Genomic DNA, 25,225 nt, shown 5'->3' on the forward strand with positions numbered 1-25,225 from the left:
TAGCAAATCCGTCGAAGCGAGCCGTGAAACGCGCCCGTTTCGGGCCATTAGCGCATCAGATTGGGCAAAAACAGCGCAATTTGCGGAAACGCAATCAGCAGGGCCGTGGAAAACAGCAGGATGAGCACGAAGGGTGGGGTGCCGCGAATCACCTCCAGGTAGGGCCTTCGGAAAATGGCCACGGCGGTAAAGATATCGCAGCCGAACGGCGGTGTGGCCGAGCCGATCGCCGCCTGCAGCACGATGATGGTGCCGACGTGGACCGGGTCGAGCCCGGCGGCGGTCACGGCCGGGGCGAAAATGGGGGTCAGCACCAGGATGACCACGATCGGGTCGACGAACATGCAGCCGATGAAATAAGCCACGGCGATCAGGGCGAGCACGCGGTAGGGGTGGTCGGCGGCCATGGCGATCACGTCACCGAGCAGCGCATCCGGGATCTGGGCGTAGGAGATGATCCACGAAAACGCCATCCCGGCGGCGACCAGGATGAACACCACGGCGGTAATCAGCCCGGTCGAAAGCGCGATTTCGGGCAGATCGCGCAGCTTGACCTCGCGGTAGATCAGCATTTCCAGCACCAGCGCGTAGGCCACCGAGATCGAGGCCGCCTCGGTCGGGCTGAAGATGCCGGAATAAATGCCGCCGATGATGATGATCGGAAACCCCAGCGCCGGCAGCGCGCCGCGCACGGCGGCCAGCCGCTCCGGCCAGCTGGCGCGTGCCTCGACCGGAATCTTCTTCCAGACCGAAAGCGCGATGCAGTAGAGCGAAAACAGCAGCAGGATCATCACCCCCGGGCCGATGCCGGCGATAAACAGATCGCCCACCGAGGTGCCCGACACCACGCCGTAGATGATCATGCCGATCGACGGCGGGATCAGCAGGGCGATGTCGCTGGCGTTGATGATCAGGGCAATCGAAAAGCGCTCGGAGTAGCCGGCCTCCTGCAGGCGCGGCTTGAGCGGTCGGCCCATGGCGACCACCGTGGCCTGGGTCGAGCCCGACACCGCACCGAACAGCGTGCACGAGACTGCCGTGGTCACCGCGACGCCGCCGCGCAGATGGCCGAAGAACTTGCTGACCAGGTCGAGCAGGCGGTCGGCCGTGTGCCCCTTGATCATGATGTCGGCGGCCAGGATAAACATCGGTACGGCCACCAGCACGCTTTGCTCCACCCCGCCGATCATCTGCTGGACCAGCACCGTCGGCTCCAGGTTGGAGAAACCGGCCAGCAGGATGATCAGGGCGCCGACCATCAGCGGCACCATCATCGGGAAGCCCATCAGCAGCAGCACGATCATCACCAGCGCCGCGATCATGGCCAGCTGCGCGACCGGCAGGTCGGCCAGTCCGATCCAGGCCAGCCACTCAGCCATCGGCTGCCTCGCCATCAGCATCCAGGTACTCATCGCGCCGGCGCCAGGACAGGTAGTTGTCGGGGCTGATCAGGTTGCGAACCGCGGCCAGCGCGAACTGCATCGCGCCCAGCAGCAGGCCCAGCGGCACGATCAGGTGCAGCACATAGACCGGCAGTCCGATCGAAGACATGACCCGACAGCGGCCGCTGCGGTTGGCGACCAGCTCGGCGAGCGAGCCTGCAAGCCAGGCCCCGGCCGCGATCAGCAGGGCCAGCCCGACCAGGCCGGCGATCCAGCGACGCCAGCCGGGCAGGCGCGACTGCAGCGCCGCCGCCAGGTCCGGCAGGCGCGCCATCAGATGTCCGGACAGCGCCATCGCCAGCAGCACCAAAGCGACGGCCACGGCCACGGGCATGGTGCCGAGGGGGACGGCCAGGCCGCCAAGCTGGATCGATTCGGGCAGGATACGGCAGCTGCGCTGGGTCGATTCGGCGTAGCCGTGCGCCCAACCGGCCATCATCAGCAGCAACAGCGCCGTTCCGGTGCTGGTGACGATCAGCAAAACCTTGCGGGCCGAAACAGGCAGTAGGTCGTGAATCGCCGAGACCCGGATGTGGCGCGTCTGGCGCGCGCCCAGCCCGACGCCCATGAAAGTGACCACCACCAGCAGCAGCTGGGTGACTTCGTTGGCCCAGATCAGGCTCGAGCCGGACAGATTGCGCAGGGCGACGTTGACGACCGAGACCCCGGCCATGGTCAGAATCCCGGCGATCAGGGCGCTGCGTTCAAACCCATCCAGGCCGTCATCGACCCAGCCCAGAGCCGCACCGAGGCGCCCGCGCCAGCCTTTAGGGTCGATTGGAGTAGCCATCGCAAATGCTTGCCGCCGACAAAGTTTTTCTACTTTAGCACCGGATTTGGCGGCCCGCGACCAGGCTTGATGGGGATGCGTGATAGGGTCTTAAGGAGCTATGTCTTGCCAAACCATGGAGATCCATCGATGACCCAGTCTCTTCGCCAGGCGGCGCTGCTGTTCCCGTTTCTGATGCTGCTGGCGGCCTGTTCGCCGCCGGCTGAAGATCAATCCCAGACGGCGTCTTCCGAGGCTGAGTCTCAGCCCGAGTCGGTGACCTGGCGCTTCGCGCTGGAGGAGATCGAAGGCAGCGTTCAGGACACCTACGCGCAGGAGTTCAAGCGCCGGATCGAGTCGCGCAGCGACGGCGCCATTACCGTCGAGGTCTACCCTTACGGTAGCCTGGGCAGTTCGTCCCAGATCACCGAGATGCTTCAAAGCGGCGCGCTGGAGCTGGCGTTCGCCTCGCCCGGCCACCTCGCCGACGCCATCCCCGAGGTGGGCGTCTTCACGCTGCATTTTGTCCTGTCCGACGATGACGCGGTCAACCGACAGGTGCTCTCCGACCCGGAACTGCACGCGCTGCTGCAGCCGCCGTATCGCGATCAGGATCTGGAATTGCTGGGCGTGGTGCAGGAAGGCTGGATGGTCTGGAGCGGTGACCGCGCGCTGCGCAGCCCGGCCGATTTCGATGGCTTCAAGATCCGCACGATGACCTCGCCGATCCTGGTCGAGTCCTATCGCGCCTACGGTGCCAACCCCACGCCCATGCCGTACAGCGAGGTCTACAGCGGCCTGCAGCTGGGCCAGATCGATGGCCAGGTCAATCCGATTTTCGCCATCGAAGAGATGAGTTTCTACGAGGAGCAGGACTATCTCACCTCTGGTCGCCACGCCCAGTTCGTGACCACGCTGGCGGGCAGCCAATCCTGGTTCGAATCGCTGGATGAGTCCACGCGCGCCATGATCGAGGAGGTGCGCGATGAGCTGGTCGAGTGGATTGATCGCGAGCAGCAGCGGTTCAACGCCGAGCGTCTGGACACCATCCTCGAGGCCGGTGGAACGCAGTGGGTGGAGCTCGACGAGGATGAACGCGATGTCTTCCGCCAGGCCAGCCTGGGCGTGCGCGAAACCTACGTCGAGCAGGCCGGCGAGCGCGGTCGCGAAGTGCTCGATACCTTTCTGGCGCTGGTCGAAAAGCACCAGGACTGAGTTGTTTGCGGCCGCCGGTTTGGAGCCTGCCGGGTCATTGAAAGCAGTTAGTTTTGCACAATACTAATTTGTGGCATATAATTAGTCACCAATATGGCTCAGCAAATGACAAACGAAACTCAGAACAGTCGCATTCCGGCGCGGCGCGGCCGGCGCTCTCAGGCCCGCCGCGAGCGCGAAGTGGCCGTCATCCGGCATTTCCGTACGGTGGTGAAGGCCATCCAGGCCCACTCGGTCTGGGTAGAGCGCCAGTGCGGCGTCAGCGCCGCCCAGCTGTGGGCGCTGTGGGAAATCCACGCCGAACCCGGACTGCGGGTCAAGGATATTTCCGAACGCCTGTCGATCAAGCCGGCCACGGCCAGCAACCTGCTCGACAAGATCGAGGGCAAGGGGTTGATCCGGCGCGATCGCTGCGGTCCGGATCAGCGCGTGGTCCAGCTGTTTCCCACCGAAAAGGGCGAGCAGCTGCTCGACAGCGCGCCGGGCCCGGCCGAGGGCGCGCTGCTCAACGCCCTGGCGCGGTTGAACGACCTCAAGCTCGACGAGCTTGCGATCAGCCTGAACGCGCTGGTCGAAGCCTTTGCCATTCGCGGCGACGAATTCGCGATGGCGCCGATCCCTCCCCACGTTGATCGGGCCGACTGAAAAAAGTTTTATTCAAACTCAAACGGCAACAACACCAAATACTATGAAAACCATTGTTCAGAAGTACGGCGGCTCATCGCTCGCCGAAGACTCGCAGCTGTGCGCGGTTGCCGAGCGCGTCGCCCGGACGCGACGCCAGGGGCACCGCGTGGTGGTCGTGGTCTCGGCCCGGGGCGATACAACCAGCAAGCTGCTGGCCAGCGCCGGCCGCTTCAACACCCAGCCAGACCACCGCGAACTCGACATGCTGCTGGCCGCCGGCGAGCAGACCTCGGCATCGCTGCTGTCGCTGGCGCTGCAGGATCTCGATATACCCGCCTGCTCGATGACCGGTCCGCAGGCCGGCGTTCGCACCTGCAGCGCGCACCTCAACGCCCGCATCAAGGCGGTTGAGCCCGGACGCATCCTCAAGGCACTTGATGAGGGCAAGGTTGTCGTGGTCGCCGGTTTCCAGGGTGCCAGCCCGGGCGGCGACATCACCACGCTGGGACGCGGCGGCTCCGATACCACGGCGGTCGCCATTGCGGCCGCGGTCCAGGCCGCGCGCTGCGAGATCTATTCCGACGTTGACGGCGTCTACACCGCCGACCCGCGGGTGGTACCCGATGCGATTCGCTTGCGAACCCTCAGCCTGGCCGAGATGAAGACCCTGGCCCACCACGGTGCCGGCGTGCTGAACGAGCGCGCGATCGACTATGCGCTGGAGCACGGCGTGACCATCCATGCCAGCAAGTCCCATGGCGAAGGCGGGCAGACCATCGTGCGCAAGGGATCCGGCGCCGGGCAATCGCGAATCATCGGTATTGCGGCGCACAAGAACCTGGTCAGCGTTCAGTTCGATGAGGGCGCTGACCGCAAGCGCCTGGCCGACATTCTGGACGACTACGATGGGTTTGCGCCGGAGCTTGCCGACGGTGCTTCGGGCTGCTACCTGCTGCCCATCGACCAGCTGGCCGACGTCGAAGGCCTGGCCGATTCGCTGCAAAGCGAGTTCGGGGCTGCTGTTGAGGTGCGCTACCCGTTGGCCAGCGTGTCGGCCGTCGGCTTCCGGGCCGGACAGGATGCCGACATTCTGAGCCTGGCTGCGGAAAACCTGACCGATGCCGGCATCAAGGTTCGACAGTCCTTTACTTTTCCGCACGCCGTGACCTGCCTGGTCGCTGCCGACAAGGTCAAGCAGGCCGCGCAGGCGTTCCATGCCGGCTTCGGCATCACCGAGTCCGAGGTTGCCGATGTCGCCTGAGGCGGCCCAAGCAGCGACTGAAAAGCCGGCGGTGCAGTTTCGCCGCCCGCGCGCCGAGGACGGCGCCGCGATGTGGCGTCTGGTCAAGGAGATGGGCGGGCTGGAGCTCAACAGCGCCTATTTTTACGTGCTTTTTGCCAAGGACTTTGCCGATACCGGCGTCGTGGCCGAAAGCGAAGACGGCAGGCTGGCGGGATTCATCGCCGGACACCGACCGCCTGAGCGCCCGGACGCGGTGTTCGTGTGGCAGGTGGGCGTGGCGCCGTGGATGCGCCGGCAGGGTCTGGCCCGGCGCATGCTCGACGCGCTGCTGGCGGCGCAGCCGGCCGAGGTGCGCTGGCTGGAAGCCACGGTCAGTCCCGACAACGCCGCCTCCATGCAGCTGTTTCGCTCCAGCGCGCGCGATCGCGGCGTGGACTGCCAGGAAAGCGAGTACCTGGGCGCTGAACTGTTTCCGAATTCGCACGAGGCCGAGAACCTGTTTCGTATCGGCCCGTTGGACACCGAATCCAAAAATCAATCTTGAACTCAAGAGAGAGGCAAAATCGACATGAGTATTGAAACCATCAACCGACTCGAGTCCGAAGTGCGCGGCTACGTGCGCAACTTCCCCTGCGTGTTTACCCACGCCAGCGGCGCGCGTCTGACCGACGAAGACGGCCGCGAGTACATCGACTTTTTCGCTGGCGCCGGGGTCATGAACTACGGCCACAACCATCCCGACCTCAAGCGCGCGCTGCTGGACTACCTGTCCGAAGACCGCATCGTCCACAGCCTGGACATGGCGACCGAGGCCAAGGTCAAGTTTCTCGAGCGCTTCGAGGAGGTCATCCTCAAGCCGCGCGGGCTGGACTACCGCGTCCAGTTTCCCGGACCGACCGGCACCAACGCGGTCGAGGCCGCGCTGAAGCTGGCGCGCAAGGTCACCGGACGCGAGCGGGTGCTGTCGTTCACCAACGCCTTCCACGGCATGACCCTGGGGGCGCTGGCCGTGACCGGCAACTCGTTCAAGCGCGCCGGCGCCGGCGTGCCCCTGTCGCACGTGAGCATGGTGCCGTTCGACAGCTACCTGGAAGACGGCAAGGACCAGAGCCTGGCCCTGCTCGACGCCCTGCTTTCGGATGAAGGCTCAGGTATGGACAAGCCGGCCGCGGCCATCATCGAGACCGTCCAGGCCGAGGGCGGCGTCAACGTCGCGCGCATGGAGTGGCTCAAGGAGCTGGCCGCGATTCTCAAGCGCCACGACGTTCTGCTGATCGTCGACGATATCCAGGTCGGCTGCGGCCGGACCGGTCCGTTCTTCAGCTTCGAGCCGGCCGGCATCAAGCCCGATATCGTCTGCCTGTCCAAATCCTTAAGCGGGTTCGGTCTGCCGCTGGCGGTGACCCTGATGCGATCCGATCTCGACGTCTGGTCTCCGGGCGAGCACAACGGCACCTTCCGCGGCCACAATCCGGCTTTCGTTACCGCGACCGCGGCGCTGGATTTCTGGGCCGACGACAGCCTGCGCCAGGAAACCGAGCGCAAGGCCGCCAAGGTGACCCAACGACTCGAGGCGCTGGTGCGCCAGATTCCGGTGCAGGCCGAGTTGCGCGGCCGGGGCCTAATCCAGGGCATCGAGTTCGCCGATCCGGAAATGGCTGCCGAGTGCTCCGCCGAAGCCTTCAAGCGCGGTTTGATCATCGAGACCGCCGGTATCGACGACCAGGTCCTCAAGCTCCTGCCGCCGCTGATGATTCCGGAGGCCGACCTCGATGCCGGGCTGACCATCGTTGAAGAGGCGGTGCGCGCGGTGGCGTCCCGCAAGTCGCCGGATCGCAAGGTGGCTTGACCCACCCAGTGCGCTGCTAGCGGCTCAGTTCTTCTGCCTCCTCGCCCTGGCCGGCCATCAGCGGCGGCCGGGGTTGGGCCAGTTCTTCGGCCCAGAATTGGGTGGTGATCTCGCTCAAGGCTCTGGATTCGCCGTTGAGCAGGACCACCAGCCCGGTCTTGCGATCCAGCGAGTGGCTGATATCGGCCACGAAGCCCCGGACCCAGCCAGAGTGCAGGAAAAGGTCTTCATCGCCCACGGTATAGATCCGCCAGCCCAGGCCGTAGTGAGCGTCGGTGAGCAAGTCGCGCCAGGCGCCGCGGCGCAGATCGCGCAGCGTGCGAACCCGTTTTTCGGTCAGCGGCCGGATCACCTTCGGCGCCAGCACGTCCGGGCGATACCCCTGTTGTGCAATCAGCCAGCGCCCCAGGTCGAGCACGCTGGCGTTGACGCCGGCCGCCGGCGGAACGAGGTAATACGAGTCGGTGACCGGCACCGGTTGCCAGACGCGGCCGCGCGCCAGGCGCACGTGTGGTGTGGCGCGGTTGGCTTCGGCCAGAAAGGCCTCGCGGCCGGTCGTGGTGCGGCGCATGCCCAGCGGTTCGAACAGCCGCTGGCTCAGCAGCTCTTCGTATTCCTGGCCCGTGCTCTGCTCGATGGCCGGTCCGACCAGCGAAAACAGCACGTTCTGGTAGGTATAGCAGGTACCGGGCTGGCATAAAGGTGTCAGACTGGCGAACTGCGGCAGGATGCGCTCCAGCGGCTGATTGGCGTTGAGCAGGTTGTCGTACGCGTTCGAGACCACGCCGGTCGACTGGCCTACCAGGTGCTGCAGCTGAAGTTGGCTGGTCGCGGCCGGATCCTTGAGTCGGAAGTCGGGGAGGTAGTCGGTCACCGCGTCCTCCCAGCGCAGCCGGTTCTCGGTGACCAGAAGACTGGTCAGTTGCGCGGCAAAGGTCTTGGAGACCGAGGCGGTGCGAAACACCGTATCGGCAGTGACCGGGGCCGGGTTGCCCACCCGCCGCACGCCGTGGGTTCCGACCTGGTCGATACGGCCGTCGCGCACGATGGCGTAGGCGCCGCCGGGCACGCCGTGTTCGATCAAAGTGGCGCGGAAATGCTGCTCAAAGCCGTCCAGGTCCGCTGCTGCACGCGGTGCCATCAGCCCGCCCAGGAACGGCACTGTGAGTATCAGGGCAATCATCGTCCGGAACGGACGCGACATATCGAACTCCGCGATCAAAGCGAGGGCGGATTATAGGTCATTGTCGTTGCTGAAGACCTGAACCTGATCCCGACCCTGTTGCTTGCCCCGGTACATCGCTTCGTCTGCGACCTTGACCCAGGATTCCAGGGGCCGATCGTCGCCATTTCTGGAAACGATGCCGAACGTTGCCGTGATCCGAAGAACCTGATTCTGAGCGCGGATCTGTGCCGCAGCAAGGCGTGAACGAATCTTTTCACACAGTTGCACTGCGCCTTCAGCGTTCGTGCCGGGCAGGGCAAGCAAAAACTCCTCACCGCCCCACCGGGCCGCCAGATCCTGGCCGCGCAGGCTGTCGGACAGGACTTTGCCGACGACCTTGAGGAACTGGTCGCCGATTTCATGGCCGTGCTTGTCGTTAATGCGCTTGAAGTGGTCCAGGTCGAACAGGACGACCGCCAGATCACTTTTCCCCCGGACAGCAAGCTGCTGCAACACGCCAAAGCGCTCGCTAAAGCCGCGTCGATTGAACAGGCCGGTAAGAAAATCACGGGCTGAACGCTCGCGCAGGCGTTGATTGGCTGCCTCCAGGGCCTGGGTACGTTCTTCCACCAGTTCCTGCAGACGCTTGTTGGAAGCACGCAGGGCTCGCAGTCGCAGCTGGATCATCAGCCAGCCAAGAGCGGCAAGCAGCAGCACGGCCGCGATCCAGGCCAGGGGGGAATGCCACCAGGGCGCGGCGACCTGAATGGGGATTTTCAGCGGCGCCTCGCCGGGCACCCCGCGGCTGCTCCAGCCTTCGATTTCAAGCACGTAGTCGCCCGGCGGCAGGTTCATATAGCGAAGCTCACGATTGCCGTTCAGTTCGCTGAAGGATGGCTCGTAGCCGCGCAGTCGAACGCGCGCCAGGTTGCGTTCGGGTTCGTGGAAATCCAGCACGGCGAACTGCAGCAGGAGATCGCGATGGTCGGATGGCAGCGCCAGTTGAAGCCGGGCCGGGTTGATGGATCGCGTCAGCTCCTCGCCGTCCAGCCAGACTCGACTGAGTACTGCGCGGGGCGCATTGAGGCCGCGCGCAAGCGATTCCGGATCCAGGGTGACCGCACCGTTGCTGGTGCCGATCACGATCTGACCTTCCGGCGTCCTGTCCAGGGCGTTGCGTTGCACGGCCAGGCCGGGTAGTCCATCGGCCAGCCCGTAGTTGACGAAACGCTCCTTGTCCGGCATGCGGCGCGCGACACCGCGCGAGGTCAGTACCCAGAGGTCTTCGCTTTCGCCTTCGACCAGGCCGGTAATCTGGTTGGTCGGCAGACCATCGGCGCTGCTGTAGATTTCAGCATCGCCGTCAGCGAGCCGATAGCGGACCAGACCATCTTCTGTGCACAACCAGAGGGTTTCGGGTGGGCGATGATGAATGCAGTAAAAAGACGGCGCGTGCTGCCGGCTGCCGAGCTGGATTGGCACGCTTTGCCAGCCGTCACCATTGAAGTGGAAAATGCCCGAGTAGCGAGTGGCAGCCCAGATGCCACCGGTCTCGTCACGGTTGAGTTGATAGACCAGGTCCGCGCGGGTATCGCGCAGCTCCTCGGCGCCGATACTGACCTCGCCGGTCTCGGGATTCCAGCGCACGACGCCGAAGTTCCACAGTCCCAGCCAAAGGCCTTGATCGTCATCGGCAAGGATGGCGTTGACGGGCGCGGCGGCGATGTTGAGCGCCTTGAACAGGCGGTCATCGGCCTGCAGGCGATCATCTTTGGTGATTCGAAACAGGCCGCTGTCGGTGGCAACCCAGACCGTTCCGGCGGCGCTTTGTGCCATTCCTTCCACCCGTCGCACGCCTGTGCTGGCGGGAAACTCCCAGGCGGACCATCGGTCCTCATCATCCCGGCGCAACAATCCGCCCGGAACGCCCAGCCATAGCCTCCCGGAATGGTCCGTGAGGATGGCCGAGGTCAGGCGGGATGCCTCGTCGGCCAGCTCGGCGGGCGCCGCTTCGGCCAGTCTGTTGAAGACACGGTCGTGACGCTGCCCGTGGATGATTCCTCGATCCCGGCTACCGATCCACAGGTTCCCTTCGGTGTCTTCGTAGAGCGCTCGGATGTCCACGTCGGGAATCAGGTGATAGCCGTTTTCAAGCAGCTCGAAACGGGGAGCGTGTTCGTCAATGCGGTACAGGCCGTCGTGGGCCCCGACCCAGATGCCGCCGCGACGGCTTTCCAGGATGGCATTGACGCGTGGCATCGATCGTCTCGGGTCCGCTTCGAACTCGATCCGGCTCAAGGAGTCATCCTCGGCGTTCCAGCGGAACACCCCAAGTTGTGAGCCGGCCCAGATCTGATCATGCGCCACCGCCACGGTGCGGACTTCAGCACCACGTTCGAAGCGTTCAGCGGCGGACTCGTCCATCAGCAGGTGCGTCCACTCGGACAGATCATGGGACAGGCGGTAGAGGCCGCCAGAGGTTGCGAACCAGAGTCCGCTGTCGTGCTCGACCATGCCCCAGATGCGCTCGGAGTACAGCGGATGATCGGGCTGATCGTGGGCAAAGCGCCGGATGGCGTCAGGCTCGCCGGAATCGATCACATTGATCCCGGCCGTGGTTCCAATCCACAGCCTGCCGCGGCTGTCGATCATCAGTCGCTGGACCCGGTTGGCGGCCAGGGCATGGGGGTCGGCCGCGTCAGGCAGAAACTGGACAAAGGTCTGCTTGTCGGCATCCCAGTACTGCAATCCATTGCCCCAGCTGCCGACCCAGAGCCGGCCATCGTCGCTGACCCGCAGGGTCGAGATGTTGCTCCGGGCATTGTTTTCGATCAGCCCGTCCGACCACGACACCCAGTCCTCACTGTCGAAACGCAGGATGCCGTCGGTGTCACCGGCAAACCACAGGAAACCGAAGGGGTCTTCGAAGATTTCATAAACGGTGGACTGCCGTCCACCCAGGTGATCGGACAGACGATCGAACTCGAAATGCGCGCCGCGCTCCTGGGCGCTGGCGCCGTCGACGAAAAGGGTCAGCAAAAGGCCGCCGGCCAGGCCCATGAAGCGCCAGCTTGACCGCCTGCCGAGTTCCCGTTTCATGCCTGGCAGTGTAGCAGCGCAGCCGCCACGCCAGGCCGATCAAGAATACCGGCCCGGGGATTTGCGTAGCTGCCCCGGGCGGCCTTCTGGTTCCAGTTGACGTGGGTCAAGCGCGGTCTTGCCGCCGTCTGCTAGATTGCGGTCTCGTTTAAATATTTCAGGCAGGTGCACCATGGGTATCGGTAATATCGGCGTCCCCCAGCTGATCATTCTTCTGGTTGTCGTCATGCTGGTCTTCGGGACCAAGAAAATTCGCAGCCTGGGCGGCGACCTGGGCGGCGCCATGCGCGACTTCCGCAAGGGCATGAACGAAACTGAAACAGCGGTGGAAGAGGCGGTCGAAGAGGTCCAGAGCGAACCCGCCGCCAAGGGCTGATTCATTGTCGCGGCGGTCTAGCCGCGCTCGTAGTGGCGGCGGTCGTTGCGCGTGCCGGTGTAGTACAGCCCGCCGGACAAGCCGAAGTCGGCCGGGTTGAGCGTTTCGGCGCGGTCGGCTGCTTCGCTGGCGCGGACCAGGCTCTCGTACTCCGCGATGGTCAGGCGCCGGCGCCTGGCCAGCGCCGGCGTTGGGTCAAGCGCTGACTGCCAGCGTCCCGCCGTGTCGCTGATCTTGCCCAGGCAGTGGGTGGCTCCGCAGCCGCTGCCGTAGGAAAACAGGCTGATGTCCTTGCCGGCCAGCTCGCCGCCGGCCTGGCGCAGAAGATCAATCAGCGCCAGGAACAGCGAGCCGGTGTAAATATTGCCGACCTCGGCATTGAGCGTCAGCCAGGGCGCGCACAGGCGTTCGTAGCTCTCGGTCAGCTGCTGCCAGGAGGCCGCCTCGGCTTTGCTGATGGTGTGTCCCAGCTCCATTTCCATCTCGCGCTGGTGGGCCTTGAAGGCCATCTTGACGAACGGCACGTGGTACAGGCAGGCGCTGAGGCTGTCGAGCAGATCGTGCCGTTCGCCGACCGCGTCCAGACGCGCGCCTTTCAGGGCATCGAGGTAGCACTGGATGGAGTAGTGGCCGTCGGCCAGGGCGTGCTTGGAGTACAGCGGGCGCCAGAAATCCATCACCTGGCGGGTGTAGTCGCCAATGGTGCGCGGCTGGATCTGCAGCAGGCGCGGTTGATCGGAGACCACCATGGCCACCGCCCCCGCGCCCTGGGTGGGCTCACCGGGCGTTCCCAGGCCGTAGCTGGCGATGTCGGACGCGATCACCAGCGCCTTGCGCCCGCGCGCCCGGCCCGAGGCGATCCAGTCCATCGATGAGGTCAGTCCGGCCATGGCGCCGTAGCAGGCGTGCTTGGTCTCGAAGGTGCGGCAGCGCTCGTCCAGGCCCAGCAGATCGTGGGCGTAGACCGCCACCGGCTTGCTGTGATCGACGCCGGTCTCGGTGCCGACGATCAGGGTACCGATCTCGGCCGGGTCGACGTCGAAGGCCTTGAGCGCCAGGGCGCCGGCTTCGACCGCCATGGTGACGGTGTCCTCGCACGGGCTGGCGATGGCCATGCGGTTCTGGCCCAGGCCGTGGGTGAATTTGGCCGGATCGACGCCGCGGGCGCGGGCCAGGTCGGCCAGCTCGACGAACGCAGCCGGGCCGGCAAAGGCCAGCGCGTCGATACCGACGGAAATGGAGTCATTCATTTTTTCTAGGATACCGTAACCATCTTTCGCCGAATGAAGGCGATCTGGGTCTGCAGCGGCAGGTCCTTGGGGCAGACATCGTGGCAGCCGAGCAGGCTCATGCAGCCGAACACCCCGTTGTCGTCGCCGATGACCTGGTAGAAGTCAGCGTCCGTGCGCTGATCGCGCGGATCCAGCCGAAAGCGCGCGATCTTGTTCAAGCCCACGGCGCCGACAAAGTCTTCGCGCATCCGCGCCGTGCCGCAGGCGGCGATGCAGCAGCCGCATTCGATGCAGCGGTCGAGTTCGTAGATTTCTTCGGCCAGTTCCGGCTCCATGCGCTCTTCCAGGGCGTGGATGTCGGGCGTGGTCTGTTCGTGCACCCAGGTCTCCAGGCGCTCGCTCATGCCGCGCATCCACTCGCCGGTATCGACCGACAGATCGCCGATCAGCTTAAACAGCGGCAGCGGCGCCAGGGTGATCTCGGCCGGCAGGGTCGAGGTCAGGGTCCGGCAGGCCAGGCCGGGCCGGCCGTTGACGACCATGCCGCAGCTGCCGCAGATCCCGGCGCGGCAGACGAAGTCGTACTGCAGGTCGGGGGCAAAACGATCGCGGATCTCGTTCAAGGCGATGAACAGGGTCATGCCCTCGTATTCCTCGAGCTCGAAGCTTGCCCACTGCGGCTGGCTGTCCGGGTCGGCCGGATTGTGGCGCAGCACCTTGATGGTCAGGGCGCGGCCGGGCGCGCGGGTCTCGGTCTTCATGCGGTGGCCTCCAGGCGCTGGTTGCGCGGCCGGTATTTTTCCGGCAGCAGGTGATCGAAGGGCATCAGCGCGGCCTGGCGTGCGTGGCGGTCGTCGGGATCGACGGTTTCCAGGATCTTCTCGATCCGGGCATCTCGCTCGGCGCTGTCGGGATGATCGATGTAGTTGCGCGTGCCGTAGCCGCGAAAGCCCGGCGGCAGCTCCATGTCGGCCACGGCGATGGTCTCGTAGCCTAGATTTGGCAGGCTGGCCCCGGCCTCGGGCCAGGTGGTGATGGAGCGGTTGAGCCAGTCGCGGTCGTTGCGCTGCGGAAAGTCTTCGCGAAAGTGCGCGCCGCGGCTTTCGGTGCGCTCGCGCGCGCCCAGCGCCGCGCACAGGGCCAGCTTGAGCATCTTCGGCAAACGGTAGGCGGCAACCAGTTCGGGGTTGGGCCCGGGAGCGCTGCTGCGCACACCCAGATTGCGGCTGCGCGCGAGCAGGTCCTCAAGCTCGTCGACGGCGCGGTCGAGTTCTTCGCCGGTGCGGAAGATGCCGACCTGGTCGATCATGATCTCTTCCATGCGCTGCCGGATCGGGCCGGCCTGCTCGCGACCGCCGCCCGAGACCAGCCGGTCGAGCCCGGCCTGTTCGCGCTCGACGAACTCGCGCACCAGCCCGGTGGAGACATTGATATCGCTGGCTGAATCGGCGCAGTAGTCGGCGATGAATTCGGATACGATCATGCCGGCCACCACGGTCTCGGCCACCGAGTTGCCGCCCAGGCGGTTGAAGCCGTGCATGTCCCAACAGGCCGCCTCGCCGCAGGCAAACAGGCCTTTGAGCGTGGTGCTCTCGCCGCGGTGATCGGTGCGGATGCCGCCCATGGAGTAGTGCTGGGTCGGGCGCACCGGGATCCAGTCGTTGGCCGGATCGATCCCCAGGAAGTAGCGGCAGATGTCGGTGACTTCGCGCAGGTTCTTGTGGACGTGATCCTTGCCGAGGACGCTGATGTCCAGCCACAGATGATCGCCGTAGGGCGATTTCACCCCGAGCCCCTTGCGCATGTGCTCAGTCATGCGCCGCGAGACCACGTCGCGGGAGGCCAACTCGCGCTTTTCGGGCTCGTAGTCGGGCATGAAGCGGTGGCCGTTGACGTCGCGCAGGATGCCGCCGTCGCCGCGGCAGCCCTCGGTGGTCAGGATCCCGGCCGGGACGATGGCGGTGGGATGAAACTGCACGGCTTCCATGTTGCCCAGCTCGGCCACGCCGGTCTCCAGGGCAATGGCCGTGCCGGTGCCTTCACAGATGACGGCGTTGGTCGAGACCTTGTAGATGCGCCCATACCCGCCGGTGGCGATGGTGGTGGCCCGGGCCAGGAAGGCAGTCAGCTCGCCGGTGACCAGGCTTCGAACAACCGCCCCGTAGCAGCGTCCGCTTTCGTGGATCAGGGCCAGGGCTTCCATGCGCTCCATGACCGGGATGCCGTTGGCGATGGTCTGATCGCCCAGGGCAAACAGCATGGCGTGACCGGTGCCGTCGGAGGTGTAGCAGGTGCGCCATTTCTTGGTGCCGCCGAAATCGCGCGCGGTGATCAGGCCGTGGGCTGATTCCGACTCGGTGATGACCACCCGCTCGGCGTTGATCACGGCCTCGCGCTCGCCTTGCTTGACCCGGTTCCAGGGCACGCCCCAGCCGGCCAGCTCGCGGATGGCCTTGGGCGCCACGTGCGTGAACATGCGCGCTACGCGCTGATCGGCCCCCCAGTCGCTGCCCTTGACGGTGTCTTCGAAATGAACGTCCTCGTTGTCACCGCTGCCCATGGATGAATGCCCCAGGCTGGCCTGCATGCCGCCTTGCGCGGCGGCCGAGTGCGAGCGCTTGGCCGGGACCAGGCTCAGGACAATGGTGTCGAATCCGCGCTGCTTGACGCCCACGGCGGTGCGCAGGCCGGCCAGCCCGCCGCCGATCACGAGCACATCGGTGTAGACGATCTTCATGATCCAAGCCCCTCAACGACGGTGCCGAAATGGTCCTGGCCGGTCAGGCCGATATGGACGAAAGCGCCCAGCGCGGCCAGGCTCATGGTCAGATAAACTGCGGTCACGATCCAGACCGCTTTTTTCAAGGTCTTGCGCCGCCGGTTCGGATCCTTGCCCTCGAACCAGCCCCACTTGACCGCCAACCGGTACAGGCCAACGGCCGCGTGCAGCACGACCGCGACGGTCAGCAACAGGTACAGTGGCCACTTCCACTCAAACACGATGCGGTAGGCGGATCCTGCCGGGCCGATCGTTTGCGGCTGGGTCATGATGATGTACAGATGGACCGAGGCCAGGAAGAACATCGCGAACCCGGTCCAGATCTGCAGCCACCACAGGCTGGTATCGCCGTGGCGCATCTCTTTCATATGGGTGCGGAACGTGCGGTACTGGCGGGCGTTTTGCGGGAACTTGCGCATGGCCAGGCCCGCGTGGGCAATGAAGATGGCGAACACCACCAGCACCACCGCGGTGGTGATCAGGGGAATCTTTTCGCCGAAAATCAGCTTGCCTTCCAGCGCGCCGGAGACGAAATCGAAGGCCCCGGCACCGAGCAGAATCGACGAGTCGAAGATCAGGTGGAAGGCCATGAAGACCGCCAGCACCAGGCCTGTGATACTTTGCGCCAGGTCGAGTCTGGCGGGCAAGAGAGAGTTTTTCACGTCGGTCCTCGCGGCAGAGCCAGGTCGATAAGGGGCGAAAGCTAGCATTGCCGCCGCCGGCAGCGATTGATACATATCAAGCGGTTGTGGCCTGACGATTCGATACATTGCACTGCGCCGGATCATTCGGCCGCCAGAAAGGGTTGTTGACATGAACGACGACAGCGACAGCATCGCCCGGGTGCCAGCGGACGATTCAAGACCCTGGGTGGTCAGCGGCGTGACCGGCTACATGGGCGGTCATCTGGCGACCTACCTGCTCGATCAGGGCATCCCGGTTCGGGCCATGGCGCGCACGCCGGAAAAGCTCGAGGGGGTACGCTGGCCGGAACGCTGGCCGCACTGCGAGGTTGTCCGGGGAGACGTGCTCGACCCGGACAGTCTGGTCGGCAAGTTCGACGGCGTGCGCGTGGCCTTCTACCTGATTCACGCCATGTGCGCCGGCAAGAACTACATGCAGCTTGAAATCGACGGCGCGCGCAATTTTGCCCAGGCCGCGGCCGCCGGCGGCGTCGAGCGGGTGTTCTACATCGGCGGCCTGGTGCCCGACGGTGCCGACACCCAGCACATCGTGGCGCGCAAGCGGATCGGCGATACCCTGCGCGAGGGCAGCGTGCCGGTGACCGAAATCCGTGCCGGCATCATCGTCGGGCCCGGTTCGGCCGCCTTCGAGGTCATGCGCGATGCCATTTTTCATCTGCCGTTCCTGGTTTCGCCGCCTTACGTGGATCGAGTCTCGCCGCCGATCGCGCTGGAGAACATGTGCAAGTACGCCATGGAGCTGGCGGTCATGCCCGAAGCGGCCGGCGAAATTTTCGATGCCGCCGGCCCCGACGTGATGTCGTACGCCGACCAGATGCGGATCATCGCCGAGGTCGGCGGCGTCAAGCCGAGAAAAATCCTGCGCATCCCGTTTCTGACCGAGCGCATGGCCGCGGTTTTCCTGCCGCTGGTCAGCGCCGTGCCGTCGTCGATCGCCGGGGCGCTGATCGAGGGCATGCGCCAGAACTTCACCGCCGACGATACGCGCATCCGCGAACTGGTGCCGCAGCGCCTGCTGAGCTACCGCGAGGCGACCGAGGCGGTGTATGAGGAAGAGCGTAACCAGCCGGTTTACACCCGCTGGGTGGACGGCGGGTTCGTGTTTCGCGGCATGAACCACCACAGCGCCTACTACGGCAAGCAGGCCACCGGCAACTACTGGACCAAGGCCAGCCCCGAGGCGGTGTGGAAAATCATGACCCGCATCGGCGGGGAAAACCGCTATTTCTATCTCAACATCCTGTGGACCATCCGCGAGTGGATCGACTGGCTGGTCGGCGGGCGCGGCCGGCGGCGCTTTCGGCGCGACCCGGAGGTGATCGAGCTCGGCGATGAGATCGATTCCTGGGAGGTCATCGCCATGGAGCCGGGCGAGCGCTTTACCCTGCGCTTTGGCATGAAGGCGCCCGGCGACGGCGTGCTGGAGTTTGCTGCCATACCTGACGGCGAGGGCACGCGGATCCACGCCACGGCGACCTGGCATCCGGCCGGCACCTGGGGGCTGCTGTACTGGCACGCCATGTATTTACCCCACCTGGTGCTGTTCAATGGACTCACGCGCTCGATCGGCGAACGCGCCGAGCGCCTGGAAGCGGAGAATCAACAACATGCCTGACGTCCTGATTGTCTACGCCAGCCGCGATGGCCATACCCGTGCCATCGTCCAGCGCATGCAGCGGCGTCTGGACGGCCGCGGCGTCGAGGTGCGTCTGGTCGACGTGGATTCGGCCAGCGACCTGGATCCTTCGGCCTTCCGCGTCGTGGCCGTAGGCGGCAGCGTGGTTTACGGCAAGCACGACCCGCGCCTGGCTTCTTTTGTGGCCGACAACGCCGAGCGCCTGGACTCGTGCCAAACGGTGTTTTTCTCGGTCAACCTGATCGCGCGCAAGCCGGAGAAGCGCACCATCGAGGGCAATGTTTACGTGCGCAAATTTCTCGACGCGTTGCCGATCACGCCCGACCACGTCGAGATCATCGCCGGCAAGCTCGACTATCCCAGCTACGGTTTTATAGACCGGATCATGATCCAGCTGACGATGAAGTTCACCGACGGACCGACCGACCGCAGCACGGTGATCGACTACACCGACTACGACCAGGTCGACGCATTTGCCGACAAGCTCCAGGCGATGGCGGAGGAAACCTCGGCCGTCGACTGAATCTGGTTTCACGGGTGCTTCACCGCCAGCGTGTTTCGATCAGGGGCGAGTAGGGCGTTGGAGCGCAGCCTCGGTGCTGCAATGCAAACGTCCCTTCCTTCATCCAAAACCCAAGGAGCGCAAGAATGGCAGAACATCCAAAAGACTGGTCCGAACTGGCGATCAGCCTGTACGACAAGCTCACCGGCCGCAATGCTGAAATCACCTACGAGTTCAAGGATTTTAATCTCGACGTGCCGTCCGGTCCCGGCGACAAGGCGCAGTACGCCCGCTGGGGCATGAATGGCTCGCTTGTCATTCGCGCTCGCGACATGAAGACGCCCGCCAAGTAAGTGCGCGGCCCGCTCGACATCGAAGCCGATCTGGCCATCCGGGCCGGATCGGATTCGATCAGCGTTCGCGCCCGCGGGCGCGGCGTTCAGGTCGATACCACCTCGCTGGCGGTCTTTCGCCAGCTGCCCTCGGATTACCGGGGCTTGCACAATCTTCGCAAAATCGCCTTCGGGCTGGCCCTGTCTGATCAGGCCATGACCCTTTCCTCTCGGGGCGTGCCCATCATCGACCTGGATCCGGCCCAGCGCGGTCGCTGGCTTGGCTGGCTGCTGCGCGTGCCCGGTTTCCGGCTGCATTTCTTCAACTGGCTGCGCCACCGCCGCTGATCCCTATCCAGCTTCGCCTGGCCGAGATTGCGGCCCTGTGATCCGAATCTTCGGAACCCGACGACCGGTTCGGCGTAAAATACCGCCTTCGCTAGTCCACCTACTTCATTACGATCCATCACCGCCTGCGGGCGACAGGAAGCTGCATGAAAGCGCTTGAAAAACTGACCGCGAAAGACGTCATGAACCCCGATGTCGTGCTGGTGCACGACGACATGACCGTGCACGAACTGGCCGCGAAGCTGACCGAACACGGCATCTCCGGGGCGCCGGTGCTGGACCGCGACGGGCTGCTGGTGGGGGTTGTATCGCTGTCGGACATCGTGGCCAACGACGGCCATCGAAGCGCCATTCGCGGCGGCGAGCATGTCGGGGATTTTTTCCTGCAAGGTTGGGAAGATGAACTCGACGAGACCGAGTTGCGGCCTTTTCACGTCGTCGATGACGATGACGGCATGACCGTGGCCGATATTTTGACCTCGGTCATATACACCGTCGACGAGAGCACGGATATTGCGACCATGGCCGACACCATGATCCAGGGTCGGATCCACCGCCTGGTCGTCACCCGTGACGGCGGGGTGGTGGGCATCGTCAGTACCCTCGACATGCTCAAGGCCTTGCGCAGCCTCGCCGACTAAGGCTTCAACGCCATCGGGTCGGCCGGGCTTGTTTTTTTTTGAGACAAGGCCCGTGAACCCATGCCGACCCTGCATCGTGACGCTCTGACCCGCCATCTGTATGCCGTCGACGCCTCCATGTACCAGGAGGTGCCGGCGGCGGTGTGTTTCCCGGCAGATGCCGACGAACTGACCAAACTGATCACCCAGGCCCGCGCTGACAACCTGGGCATTACCCTGCGCGCGGCCGGCACCAGCCTGGCCGGCCAGACCACCGGCGGCGGCGTCGTTGCCGACATCTCGCGCCACATGACTGCGATTGTCGCCATTGATTCCGAACGGCGCCGGGCGCGGGTCCAGCCCGGGGTGATCCGCGACCAGCTCAATCTTGCGGCCGCCGAATACGGCCTGCTGTTCGGCCCGGATACCTCGACCACCAACCGCTGCATGCTCGGCGGCATGATCGGCAACAACGCCTCGGGCTCTTACTCGCCGGCCTACGCCACCACCCGCGAGCACGTCGTTTCGCTGGACTGCCTGCTCGACGACGGCAGTCGGGCGACCTTCGGCCCCCTGGCTCCGCAAGCGCTTGATGCGAAGTGTCGCCTGGCCTCGCGTGAGGGCGAGATCTACCGCCGTATGCTGGCCCTGCTCAAGGAGCACAAAACGGCCATCGAAGCCGCTTTCCCGCATCCCGAAGTGACCCGGCGCAACACCGGCTACGCGCTGGACCTGCTGTGCCGGATGGCGCCGCTCACGCCTAACGGCCCGCCGTTCAACCTGGCCGCGCTGCTGACCGGCAGTGAGGGCACCCTGGCGATCACGGTCGAGGCCGAGCTCAATCTCGAGCCGCTCAAGGCCCATCGCGCGCTGGTCGTGCCGCACTTCGATTCGCTGGATGCGGCCATGCGCGCCACGGTCGCGGTGCTGGATCTGGCGCCGGCCGCGGTCGAGCTGGTCGATCGCCACATTCTTGAAGCCACCCGGGCCAATCGCACCCAGCGCCGCAATCGCTTCTTTCTTCAAGGAGAGCCCGACTGCCTGTTGATCATCGAGTTTCTCGACGACGACGCCGAGCAGGCCCGTGCGCGCGCCGAGGCCGCTGCGGCCGCGCTGGTGACCGCCACGGCCGCGCCGGTGCTGACCGACCCGGACCAGATGCGCCGGGTCTGGGAGGTACGCAAGGCCGGCCTGGGACTGCTGATGGGCCGGGTCGCGGACGAGAAGTCGCCGACCTTCGTCGAGGACACGGCCGTGCGCGTGGCCGACCTGCCGGACTACGTGCGCGACTTCCAGGCCCTGATGGCCCGCCACGGCACTGAGTGCGTGTTTTACGGCCACGCCGCTTCCGGCGAGCTGCACCTGCGCCCGGTGCTGGATCTGCGCAACCCCGAGGGCCTGGCAAAGATGAAGACCATGGCCCAGGACGTCGCCGAGCTGATTCGCGACTACCGCGGTTCGCTATCGGGCGAGCATGGCGATGGCCTGGCTCGGGCGCAGTTTCTGCCCACCGTGCTGGGGCCCGAAATGGTTGGGCTGCTCGAGCAGGTCAAACAGATCTGGGATCCGGACGGGCTGTTCAATCCCGGCAAGATCGTGTTCGCCCCGCCCATGGACGAGAATTTGCGCTACAGCCCCGAGTGGCGTCCGGCCGAGGTTGAGGCCGTGTTCCGGTTTCGCGAATCCAACGGGTTCGCCGAGGCCATCGAGCGCTGCAACGGCGCCGGCGCCTGCCGTAAGCTCGATTTCAGCGGTGGGGCCATGTGCCCCAGCTACCGCGCCAGCCTGGACGAAAAAGACAGCACCCGCGGCCGGGCCAACCTGCTCAGGCAGATGTTTACCGGGAAAAACCCGGCCGGCTTCCGCTCCATCGAGGTGCGCGAGGCGCTGGAGTACTGCCTGGGCTGCAAGGCCTGCAAGTCCGAGTGCCCGGCCAGCGTCGACATGGCCGCGCTCAAGGCCGAGTTCCTCAACGGCTGGATCCGCGAGCACGGCGCTTCGCTGGCCGATCGCTTTTACGGTCAGCCGATGCGGCTGTACCCGCTGGCCGCCCGTTTCACCACTTTGAGCAATGCCTGGATGCGCTCGCGGCCGGGCAAGTGGATGCTCAAGCGCCTGATCGGCATTCATCCGGACCGGCGGCTGCCGCCGTTTGTTCCACGTCCGTTCCATCGCCGGTCGGCTGCTTCGGTGGGACGATCCGATCGCCCCGTCGTCGTGCTGCTGGTCGACTACTTCATCAACTACCACGAGCCGCAGATCGCCGAGGACGCGGTGCGCGTGCTCGAAGCGCTGGGCTTTGCGGTTCAGATTGAAGCGCCGTTCGCCGCCGGCCGCACCCTGATCTCGCGGGGCCTGCTCGACCAGGCCCGCGCCCTGGCCGAGCGCAACCTCGACCTGCTTGCCCCGCACGTGGCCGCCGGCCACCGCATCGTCGGACTGGAACCCTCCGAAACCCTGGCGCTGCGCGATGAATACCTGGACTTCTTCGACGGAAAGCAGCACGCCCGGGCCGAACGCCTGGCCGGCTGCGTGCAGATGTTCGAGGAACTGGTGGCCGGCCACGCGCCCGAATCGCTGGTCGATGTTTTTGCCGGCAAGTCACAAGCCGTGCTGGTCCACGGCAACTGCCACGCCAAGGCTCTGGTCGGCGAGCACGCCCTGCTCAAGTCGCTGGAAATCGCCGGCTACGCGCCCGAGCGCCTGGCCACCGGTTGCTGCGGCATGGCCGGCAGCTTCGGCTACGACCAGAAGAAATACAAGATGTCCATGGCGATCGCTGAGCAAAAGCTGTTCCCCAGCCTGCGCAAACAGCCCGAAACCCTGGTCTGCGCCCACGGCTTTTCCTGCCGCCACCAGATCCACGACGGCCTGTCGCGCCAGGCTCGCCACCCGGCTGAGCTGATGGCGGCGGTTTTGGTCGATTGACATCATCTCTACATCAATGTAAGTTTACCGGCATGGTTCGTACACAAATTCAATTGCCCGACGAGCTGTACCGCGACGCCAAGCGGATTGCCGCTGAGCAGGAGATCAGTCTGGCTGAAGTGCTGCGCCGCGGGCTGGAACACATGCAGCGCGTCTATCCCCCGGGACGCAGCGATCAGCCATGGCAGCTGCCGTCTGCAGCAGCGCTGGGCGAGTTTCAGTCCCCACAGGAGCGCTGGCGCGAACTGGCCAACGCGTGAAAAGTGCTGTCGATCGACACCAATATCCTGCTTTACGCGCAGAATCGAGATTGCCCCGAGCATCATCGCGCCCGAGCCTTCATGGAACAGTGCGCCGCGCGCGACGATGTGGCGATCAGCGAGCTTGTTCTGATCGAGCTGTATCAGCTGCTGCGCAACCCGGTGGTTCTGACCAAACCGCTCAGCGCACCCGATGCGGCGGAGATTTGCGCGCGCTGGCGTAATAACCCGCGCTGGGCGCTGGTCGAAAACGCGCCTGTAATGGGCCAGGTCTGGGAAATTGCCCGTCGCCCCGGCTTGCCGCGGAGGGCCTTGTTCGACGCCCGTATCGCGCTGACCCTGCGCCACCACGGCGTCACCGAATGGGCGACCCGCAACGTGTCCGACTTCGCCGGCTTCGGCTTCACCCGGCTCATCAATCCGGTTGACGAGACCGACCCGTCGGTCCACGACTTCTGATTTGCTCCGTCTCCGTCACGGCGCACGCCGCATTGGTCACCTGATCTTGGGACACGCGCGGGTGATTTGACCCAGCGCAATTCCGGCCGGGATAGACTGCGTTAAGGTAAACCTATATCTGATGTACCTGTTTGCCACGCAACGGAGCGAATTTTCACCATGTGCCTAGCCATTCCCGCCAAAGTCGAGGCCCTGCACGAGTTCGACCAGGCTACGGTCGAAGTCGGCGGTGTGCGCAGCAAGGTCTCGTTGGCCATGATCGACGGCGTCGAGGTCGGTGACTACGTCATCGTCCACGTCGGCCACGCCATCACCAAGCTCAACGTCAAGGAGGCCGAAGAGTCGCTGGCCCTGTTCCGCGAGCTGGCCGAAACCATAGGGGCATCGACCGATGCGTTACATCCACGGGTTTCGTGAGGGCAAGGCGGCCGCGGCGCTGGCCCAGCTGATCCGCCGCGAAGCCCGTCCCGAGCGACGCTATCACCTGATGGAATTCTGCGGCGGCCACACCCACGCGGTGTTCCGCTACGGCATCCCCGACCTCCTGCCCGACAACGTTGAAATGGTCCACGGCCCCGGCTGCCCGGTCTGCGTGCTGCCGGTTGCGCGCCTGGATATGGCGATCGAGCTGGCTGGTCGAGAAGACGTGATCCTGGCCAGCTACGGCGACATGCTGCGCGTGCCGGCCTCGCGCCGCAACAGCCTGCTCAAGGCCCGCGGCCAGGGCCGTGACGTGCGCGTGGTGCAGTCCACGGCCGAGGCCCTGGAACTGGCGCGCGACAACCCGGACAAGCAGGTGGTGATGTTTGCCATCGGCTTCGAGACCACCACGCCGCAGACCGCGCTGGCCATCCAGCAGGCCGAGAAAATGGGCCTGGAGAACTTCAGCGTGTTCTGCAACCACGTGCTCACCCCGTCAGCGATCCAGTCGATCCTGGATTCTCCGGAAGTGCGCGACCTGGGCCAGGTCCGCGTCGATGGTTTTCTGGGGCCCTCGCACGTCTCAACCATCATCGGCTCCGAGCCCTACGAGTTCTTCGCCGAGGAATACCAGCGCCCGGTGGTCATCGCCGGCTTCGAGCCGCTCGACGTGATGGCCTCGATCGTGATGCTGATCCGGCAACTGAACGAAGGCCGGGCCGAGGTCGAAAACCAGTTCAAGCGCGGCGTCAAGCGCGAGGGCAACACCAAGGCCAAGGCCATGGTCGCCGACACCCTTGAGCTTCGACCCGAGTTCGCCTGGCGGGGCTTAGGAACCGTGCCCTACAGCGGCCTGCGCATCAAGGACAAGTACGCCAAGTTTGATGCCGAAAAGCGCTTCGACCTTGCCGAAAAGGAAGTGCGCGAAAACAAGGCCTGCCAGTGCCCGTCCGTGATCCGCGGGGTCAAAAAGCCGACCGACTGCGAAATCTTCGGCACCGTGTGCACGCCGCGCAATCCGATTGGCTCTTGCATGGTCTCCGACGAAGGCGCCTGTGCGGCCTACTACCGCTACCGCCGCTACGCCGAAGCCGGCTGAGGCCGGCCCGTTCCCCGCCCAGAGCGACCGGGCGGGTCGGCATACGTAATTTCCCGTACGTGTTATCGCGGATGGATCGTCTCCTTTACCGTCGCCACAATGGTTGGCACTGAATCCTTGA

The 25,225-nt window shown here is 65.0% G+C and carries 24 protein-coding genes; 16 read left to right on the forward strand and 8 right to left on the reverse strand.

The features are described 5' to 3' along the window. Window positions 1-47: 47 nt before the first annotated feature. Together G3I74_RS07985 and G3I74_RS07990 are read right to left on the reverse strand one after the other, a co-directional pair. Window positions 48-1,412 carry a TRAP transporter large permease gene (locus tag G3I74_RS07985; protein WP_239056732.1) on the reverse strand — a complete coding sequence of 455 codons (1,365 nt, stop codon included), beginning with the start codon at window positions 1,410-1,412 and terminating at the stop codon, window positions 48-50. Next, window positions 1,372-2,232 carry a TRAP transporter small permease gene (locus G3I74_RS07990; RefSeq protein WP_164211056.1) on the reverse strand — a complete coding sequence of 287 codons (861 nt, stop codon included), beginning with the start codon at window positions 2,230-2,232 and terminating at the stop codon, window positions 1,372-1,374. Before G3I74_RS07990 ends, G3I74_RS07985 begins: the two co-directional genes overlap by 41 nt. A 129-nt stretch (window positions 2,233-2,361) precedes the next feature. Here G3I74_RS07990 and G3I74_RS07995 point away from each other — a divergent pair, with 129 nt between their 5' ends. The 5 genes from G3I74_RS07995 (at window position 2,362) to ectB (ending at window position 7,145) form a co-directional block, all read left to right on the forward strand. Continuing rightward, on the forward strand, window positions 2,362-3,426 hold the full coding sequence (locus tag G3I74_RS07995) for a TRAP transporter substrate-binding protein (RefSeq protein ID WP_164211057.1): 1,065 nt from the start codon (window positions 2,362-2,364) through the stop codon (window positions 3,424-3,426). A 105-nt stretch (window positions 3,427-3,531) separates the two neighbouring features. Continuing rightward, on the forward strand, window positions 3,532-4,071 hold the full coding sequence (locus tag G3I74_RS08000) for a MarR family winged helix-turn-helix transcriptional regulator (protein WP_164211058.1): 540 nt from the start codon (window positions 3,532-3,534) through the stop codon (window positions 4,069-4,071). A gap of 43 nt (window positions 4,072-4,114) precedes the next feature. Next, the gene (locus G3I74_RS08005) at window positions 4,115-5,314 is read left to right on the forward strand and encodes an aspartate kinase (protein ID WP_164211059.1); all 1,200 of its coding nucleotides are present in this window, start codon (window positions 4,115-4,117) and stop codon (window positions 5,312-5,314) included. Between the two features lie 31 nt (window positions 5,315-5,345). Continuing rightward, complete coding sequence (ectA, locus tag G3I74_RS08010) at window positions 5,346-5,840, forward strand: diaminobutyrate acetyltransferase (protein WP_338063084.1); 495 nt, start codon at window positions 5,346-5,348, stop codon at window positions 5,838-5,840. Window positions 5,841-5,864: 24 nt separating this feature from the next. After that, complete coding sequence (ectB, locus tag G3I74_RS08015) at window positions 5,865-7,145, forward strand: diaminobutyrate--2-oxoglutarate transaminase (RefSeq protein ID WP_164211061.1); 1,281 nt, start codon at window positions 5,865-5,867, stop codon at window positions 7,143-7,145. Window positions 7,146-7,161: 16 nt separating this feature from the next. On the opposite strand, the gene G3I74_RS08020 is transcribed toward ectB, so the two are convergent. Further along, the gene (locus G3I74_RS08020) at window positions 7,162-8,349 is read right to left on the reverse strand and encodes a serine hydrolase domain-containing protein (RefSeq protein WP_164211062.1); all 1,188 of its coding nucleotides are present in this window, start codon (window positions 8,347-8,349) and stop codon (window positions 7,162-7,164) included. 30 nt (window positions 8,350-8,379) lie between these two features. Next, the gene (locus G3I74_RS08025) at window positions 8,380-11,409 is read right to left on the reverse strand and encodes a ligand-binding sensor domain-containing diguanylate cyclase (protein WP_164211063.1); all 3,030 of its coding nucleotides are present in this window, start codon (window positions 11,407-11,409) and stop codon (window positions 8,380-8,382) included. 172 nt (window positions 11,410-11,581) lie between these two features. On the opposite strand from G3I74_RS08025, the gene tatA reads away from it, so the two are divergent. Next, complete coding sequence (gene tatA / locus G3I74_RS08030) at window positions 11,582-11,785, forward strand: twin-arginine translocase TatA/TatE family subunit (RefSeq protein ID WP_164211064.1); 204 nt, start codon at window positions 11,582-11,584, stop codon at window positions 11,783-11,785. A gap of 17 nt (window positions 11,786-11,802) precedes the next feature. Here the strand turns inward: tatA and G3I74_RS08035 are convergent, their stop codons facing one another. From G3I74_RS08035 to G3I74_RS08050, 4 genes are read right to left on the reverse strand one after another with little or no spacing between them, the layout of a single operon-like run. Further along, the gene (locus tag G3I74_RS08035; protein ID WP_164211065.1) at window positions 11,803-13,035 is read right to left on the reverse strand and encodes a hydroxymethylglutaryl-CoA synthase family protein; all 1,233 of its coding nucleotides are present in this window, start codon (window positions 13,033-13,035) and stop codon (window positions 11,803-11,805) included. A gap of 5 nt (window positions 13,036-13,040) precedes the next feature. Further along, complete coding sequence (locus G3I74_RS08040) at window positions 13,041-13,778, reverse strand: fumarate reductase iron-sulfur subunit (protein WP_164211066.1); 738 nt, start codon at window positions 13,776-13,778, stop codon at window positions 13,041-13,043. Continuing rightward, a complete protein-coding gene (locus tag G3I74_RS08045) occupies window positions 13,775-15,754 on the reverse strand; it encodes a fumarate reductase flavoprotein subunit (protein WP_164211067.1) in 1,980 nt (659 codons plus the stop codon). The genes G3I74_RS08040 and G3I74_RS08045 overlap by 4 nt, the downstream gene beginning before the upstream one ends. Continuing rightward, on the reverse strand, window positions 15,751-16,632 hold the full coding sequence (locus tag G3I74_RS08050) for a fumarate reductase cytochrome b subunit (RefSeq protein WP_164211068.1): 882 nt from the start codon (window positions 16,630-16,632) through the stop codon (window positions 15,751-15,753). Before G3I74_RS08050 ends, G3I74_RS08045 begins: the two co-directional genes overlap by 4 nt. On the opposite strand from G3I74_RS08050, the gene G3I74_RS08055 reads away from it, so the two are divergent. The 10 genes from G3I74_RS08055 (at window position 16,610) to hypD (ending at window position 25,104) form a co-directional block, all read left to right on the forward strand. Beyond that, window positions 16,610-18,115 carry a DUF2867 domain-containing protein gene (locus G3I74_RS08055; protein ID WP_164211069.1) on the forward strand — a complete coding sequence of 502 codons (1,506 nt, stop codon included), beginning with the start codon at window positions 16,610-16,612 and terminating at the stop codon, window positions 18,113-18,115. The two genes, G3I74_RS08050 and G3I74_RS08055, sit on opposite strands and share 23 nt — an antisense overlap. Then, a complete protein-coding gene (hemG, locus tag G3I74_RS08060) occupies window positions 18,108-18,659 on the forward strand; it encodes a menaquinone-dependent protoporphyrinogen IX dehydrogenase (RefSeq protein WP_164211070.1) in 552 nt (183 codons plus the stop codon). Before G3I74_RS08055 ends, hemG begins: the two co-directional genes overlap by 8 nt. A 125-nt stretch (window positions 18,660-18,784) precedes the next feature. Next, window positions 18,785-18,991 (forward strand): hypothetical protein, encoded by a 207-nt coding sequence (locus G3I74_RS08065; RefSeq protein WP_164211071.1) that lies wholly within the window; start codon window positions 18,785-18,787, stop codon window positions 18,989-18,991. Beyond that, window positions 18,992-19,318, forward strand: a complete 327-nt coding sequence (locus G3I74_RS08070; RefSeq protein ID WP_164211072.1) for a hypothetical protein — start codon at window positions 18,992-18,994, stop codon at window positions 19,316-19,318. It begins immediately after the preceding gene. Between the two features lie 146 nt (window positions 19,319-19,464). Next, window positions 19,465-19,959, forward strand: a complete 495-nt coding sequence (locus G3I74_RS08075; RefSeq protein WP_164211073.1) for a CBS domain-containing protein — start codon at window positions 19,465-19,467, stop codon at window positions 19,957-19,959. A gap of 60 nt (window positions 19,960-20,019) precedes the next feature. Beyond that, on the forward strand, window positions 20,020-22,866 hold the full coding sequence (locus tag G3I74_RS08080) for an FAD-binding and (Fe-S)-binding domain-containing protein (RefSeq protein WP_203594621.1): 2,847 nt from the start codon (window positions 20,020-20,022) through the stop codon (window positions 22,864-22,866). A gap of 32 nt (window positions 22,867-22,898) precedes the next feature. Next, window positions 22,899-23,126, forward strand: coding sequence for an antitoxin (locus G3I74_RS08085; RefSeq protein ID WP_164211074.1), 228 nt, complete (start codon window positions 22,899-22,901; stop codon window positions 23,124-23,126). A 3-nt stretch (window positions 23,127-23,129) separates the two neighbouring features. Further along, on the forward strand, window positions 23,130-23,585 hold the full coding sequence (locus G3I74_RS08090; RefSeq protein ID WP_164211075.1) for a TA system VapC family ribonuclease toxin: 456 nt from the start codon (window positions 23,130-23,132) through the stop codon (window positions 23,583-23,585). 159 nt (window positions 23,586-23,744) lie between these two features. Then, complete coding sequence (locus G3I74_RS08095; protein WP_164211076.1) at window positions 23,745-24,002, forward strand: HypC/HybG/HupF family hydrogenase formation chaperone; 258 nt, start codon at window positions 23,745-23,747, stop codon at window positions 24,000-24,002. After that, window positions 23,977-25,104 carry a hydrogenase formation protein HypD gene (gene hypD, locus G3I74_RS08100; RefSeq protein WP_164211077.1) on the forward strand — a complete coding sequence of 376 codons (1,128 nt, stop codon included), beginning with the start codon at window positions 23,977-23,979 and terminating at the stop codon, window positions 25,102-25,104. Before G3I74_RS08095 ends, hypD begins: the two co-directional genes overlap by 26 nt. Window positions 25,105-25,225 lie beyond the last annotated feature (121 nt).

Origin of the sequence: Wenzhouxiangella limi, from assembly GCF_010499265.1 — a bacterium.
Classification (GTDB): Bacteria; Pseudomonadota; Gammaproteobacteria; order Xanthomonadales; family Wenzhouxiangellaceae; genus Wenzhouxiangella; species Wenzhouxiangella limi.

What these genes read in the sequence shown, in the direction of transcription:
- hypD (WP_164211077.1), top strand. Translation starts at nt 23,977, where the DNA reads ATGCGTTACATCCACGGGTTTCGTGAGGGCAAGGCGGCCGCGGCGCTG.
- ectB (WP_164211061.1), top strand. Translation starts at nt 5,865, where the DNA reads ATGAGTATTGAAACCATCAACCGACTCGAGTCCGAAGTGCGCGGCTAC.
- G3I74_RS08075 (WP_164211073.1), top strand. Translation starts at nt 19,465, where the DNA reads ATGAAAGCGCTTGAAAAACTGACCGCGAAAGACGTCATGAACCCCGAT.
- tatA (WP_164211064.1), top strand. Translation starts at nt 11,582, where the DNA reads ATGGGTATCGGTAATATCGGCGTCCCCCAGCTGATCATTCTTCTGGTT.
- G3I74_RS08025 (WP_164211063.1), bottom strand. Translation starts at nt 11,409, where the DNA reads ATGAAACGGGAACTCGGCAGGCGGTCAAGCTGGCGCTTCATGGGCCTG.
- G3I74_RS08095 (WP_164211076.1), top strand. Translation starts at nt 23,745, where the DNA reads ATGTGCCTAGCCATTCCCGCCAAAGTCGAGGCCCTGCACGAGTTCGAC.
- G3I74_RS07985 (WP_239056732.1), bottom strand. Translation starts at nt 1,412, where the DNA reads ATGAGTACCTGGATGCTGATGGCGAGGCAGCCGATGGCTGAGTGGCTG.
- G3I74_RS08055 (WP_164211069.1), top strand. Translation starts at nt 16,610, where the DNA reads ATGAACGACGACAGCGACAGCATCGCCCGGGTGCCAGCGGACGATTCA.
- G3I74_RS08005 (WP_164211059.1), top strand. Translation starts at nt 4,115, where the DNA reads ATGAAAACCATTGTTCAGAAGTACGGCGGCTCATCGCTCGCCGAAGAC.
- hemG (WP_164211070.1), top strand. Translation starts at nt 18,108, where the DNA reads ATGCCTGACGTCCTGATTGTCTACGCCAGCCGCGATGGCCATACCCGT.
- G3I74_RS08085 (WP_164211074.1), top strand. Translation starts at nt 22,899, where the DNA reads ATGGTTCGTACACAAATTCAATTGCCCGACGAGCTGTACCGCGACGCC.
- G3I74_RS08035 (WP_164211065.1), bottom strand. Translation starts at nt 13,035, where the DNA reads ATGAATGACTCCATTTCCGTCGGTATCGACGCGCTGGCCTTTGCCGGC.
- G3I74_RS07990 (WP_164211056.1), bottom strand. Translation starts at nt 2,232, where the DNA reads ATGGCTACTCCAATCGACCCTAAAGGCTGGCGCGGGCGCCTCGGTGCG.
- G3I74_RS08020 (WP_164211062.1), bottom strand. Translation starts at nt 8,349, where the DNA reads ATGTCGCGTCCGTTCCGGACGATGATTGCCCTGATACTCACAGTGCCG.
- G3I74_RS08000 (WP_164211058.1), top strand. Translation starts at nt 3,532, where the DNA reads ATGACAAACGAAACTCAGAACAGTCGCATTCCGGCGCGGCGCGGCCGG.
- G3I74_RS08050 (WP_164211068.1), bottom strand. Translation starts at nt 16,632, where the DNA reads ATGCTGTCGCTGTCGTCGTTCATGTCAACAACCCTTTCTGGCGGCCGA.
- G3I74_RS07995 (WP_164211057.1), top strand. Translation starts at nt 2,362, where the DNA reads ATGACCCAGTCTCTTCGCCAGGCGGCGCTGCTGTTCCCGTTTCTGATG.
- G3I74_RS08065 (WP_164211071.1), top strand. Translation starts at nt 18,785, where the DNA reads ATGGCAGAACATCCAAAAGACTGGTCCGAACTGGCGATCAGCCTGTAC.
- G3I74_RS08080 (WP_203594621.1), top strand. Translation starts at nt 20,020, where the DNA reads ATGCCGACCCTGCATCGTGACGCTCTGACCCGCCATCTGTATGCCGTC.
- G3I74_RS08040 (WP_164211066.1), bottom strand. Translation starts at nt 13,778, where the DNA reads ATGAAGACCGAGACCCGCGCGCCCGGCCGCGCCCTGACCATCAAGGTG.
- G3I74_RS08045 (WP_164211067.1), bottom strand. Translation starts at nt 15,754, where the DNA reads ATGAAGATCGTCTACACCGATGTGCTCGTGATCGGCGGCGGGCTGGCC.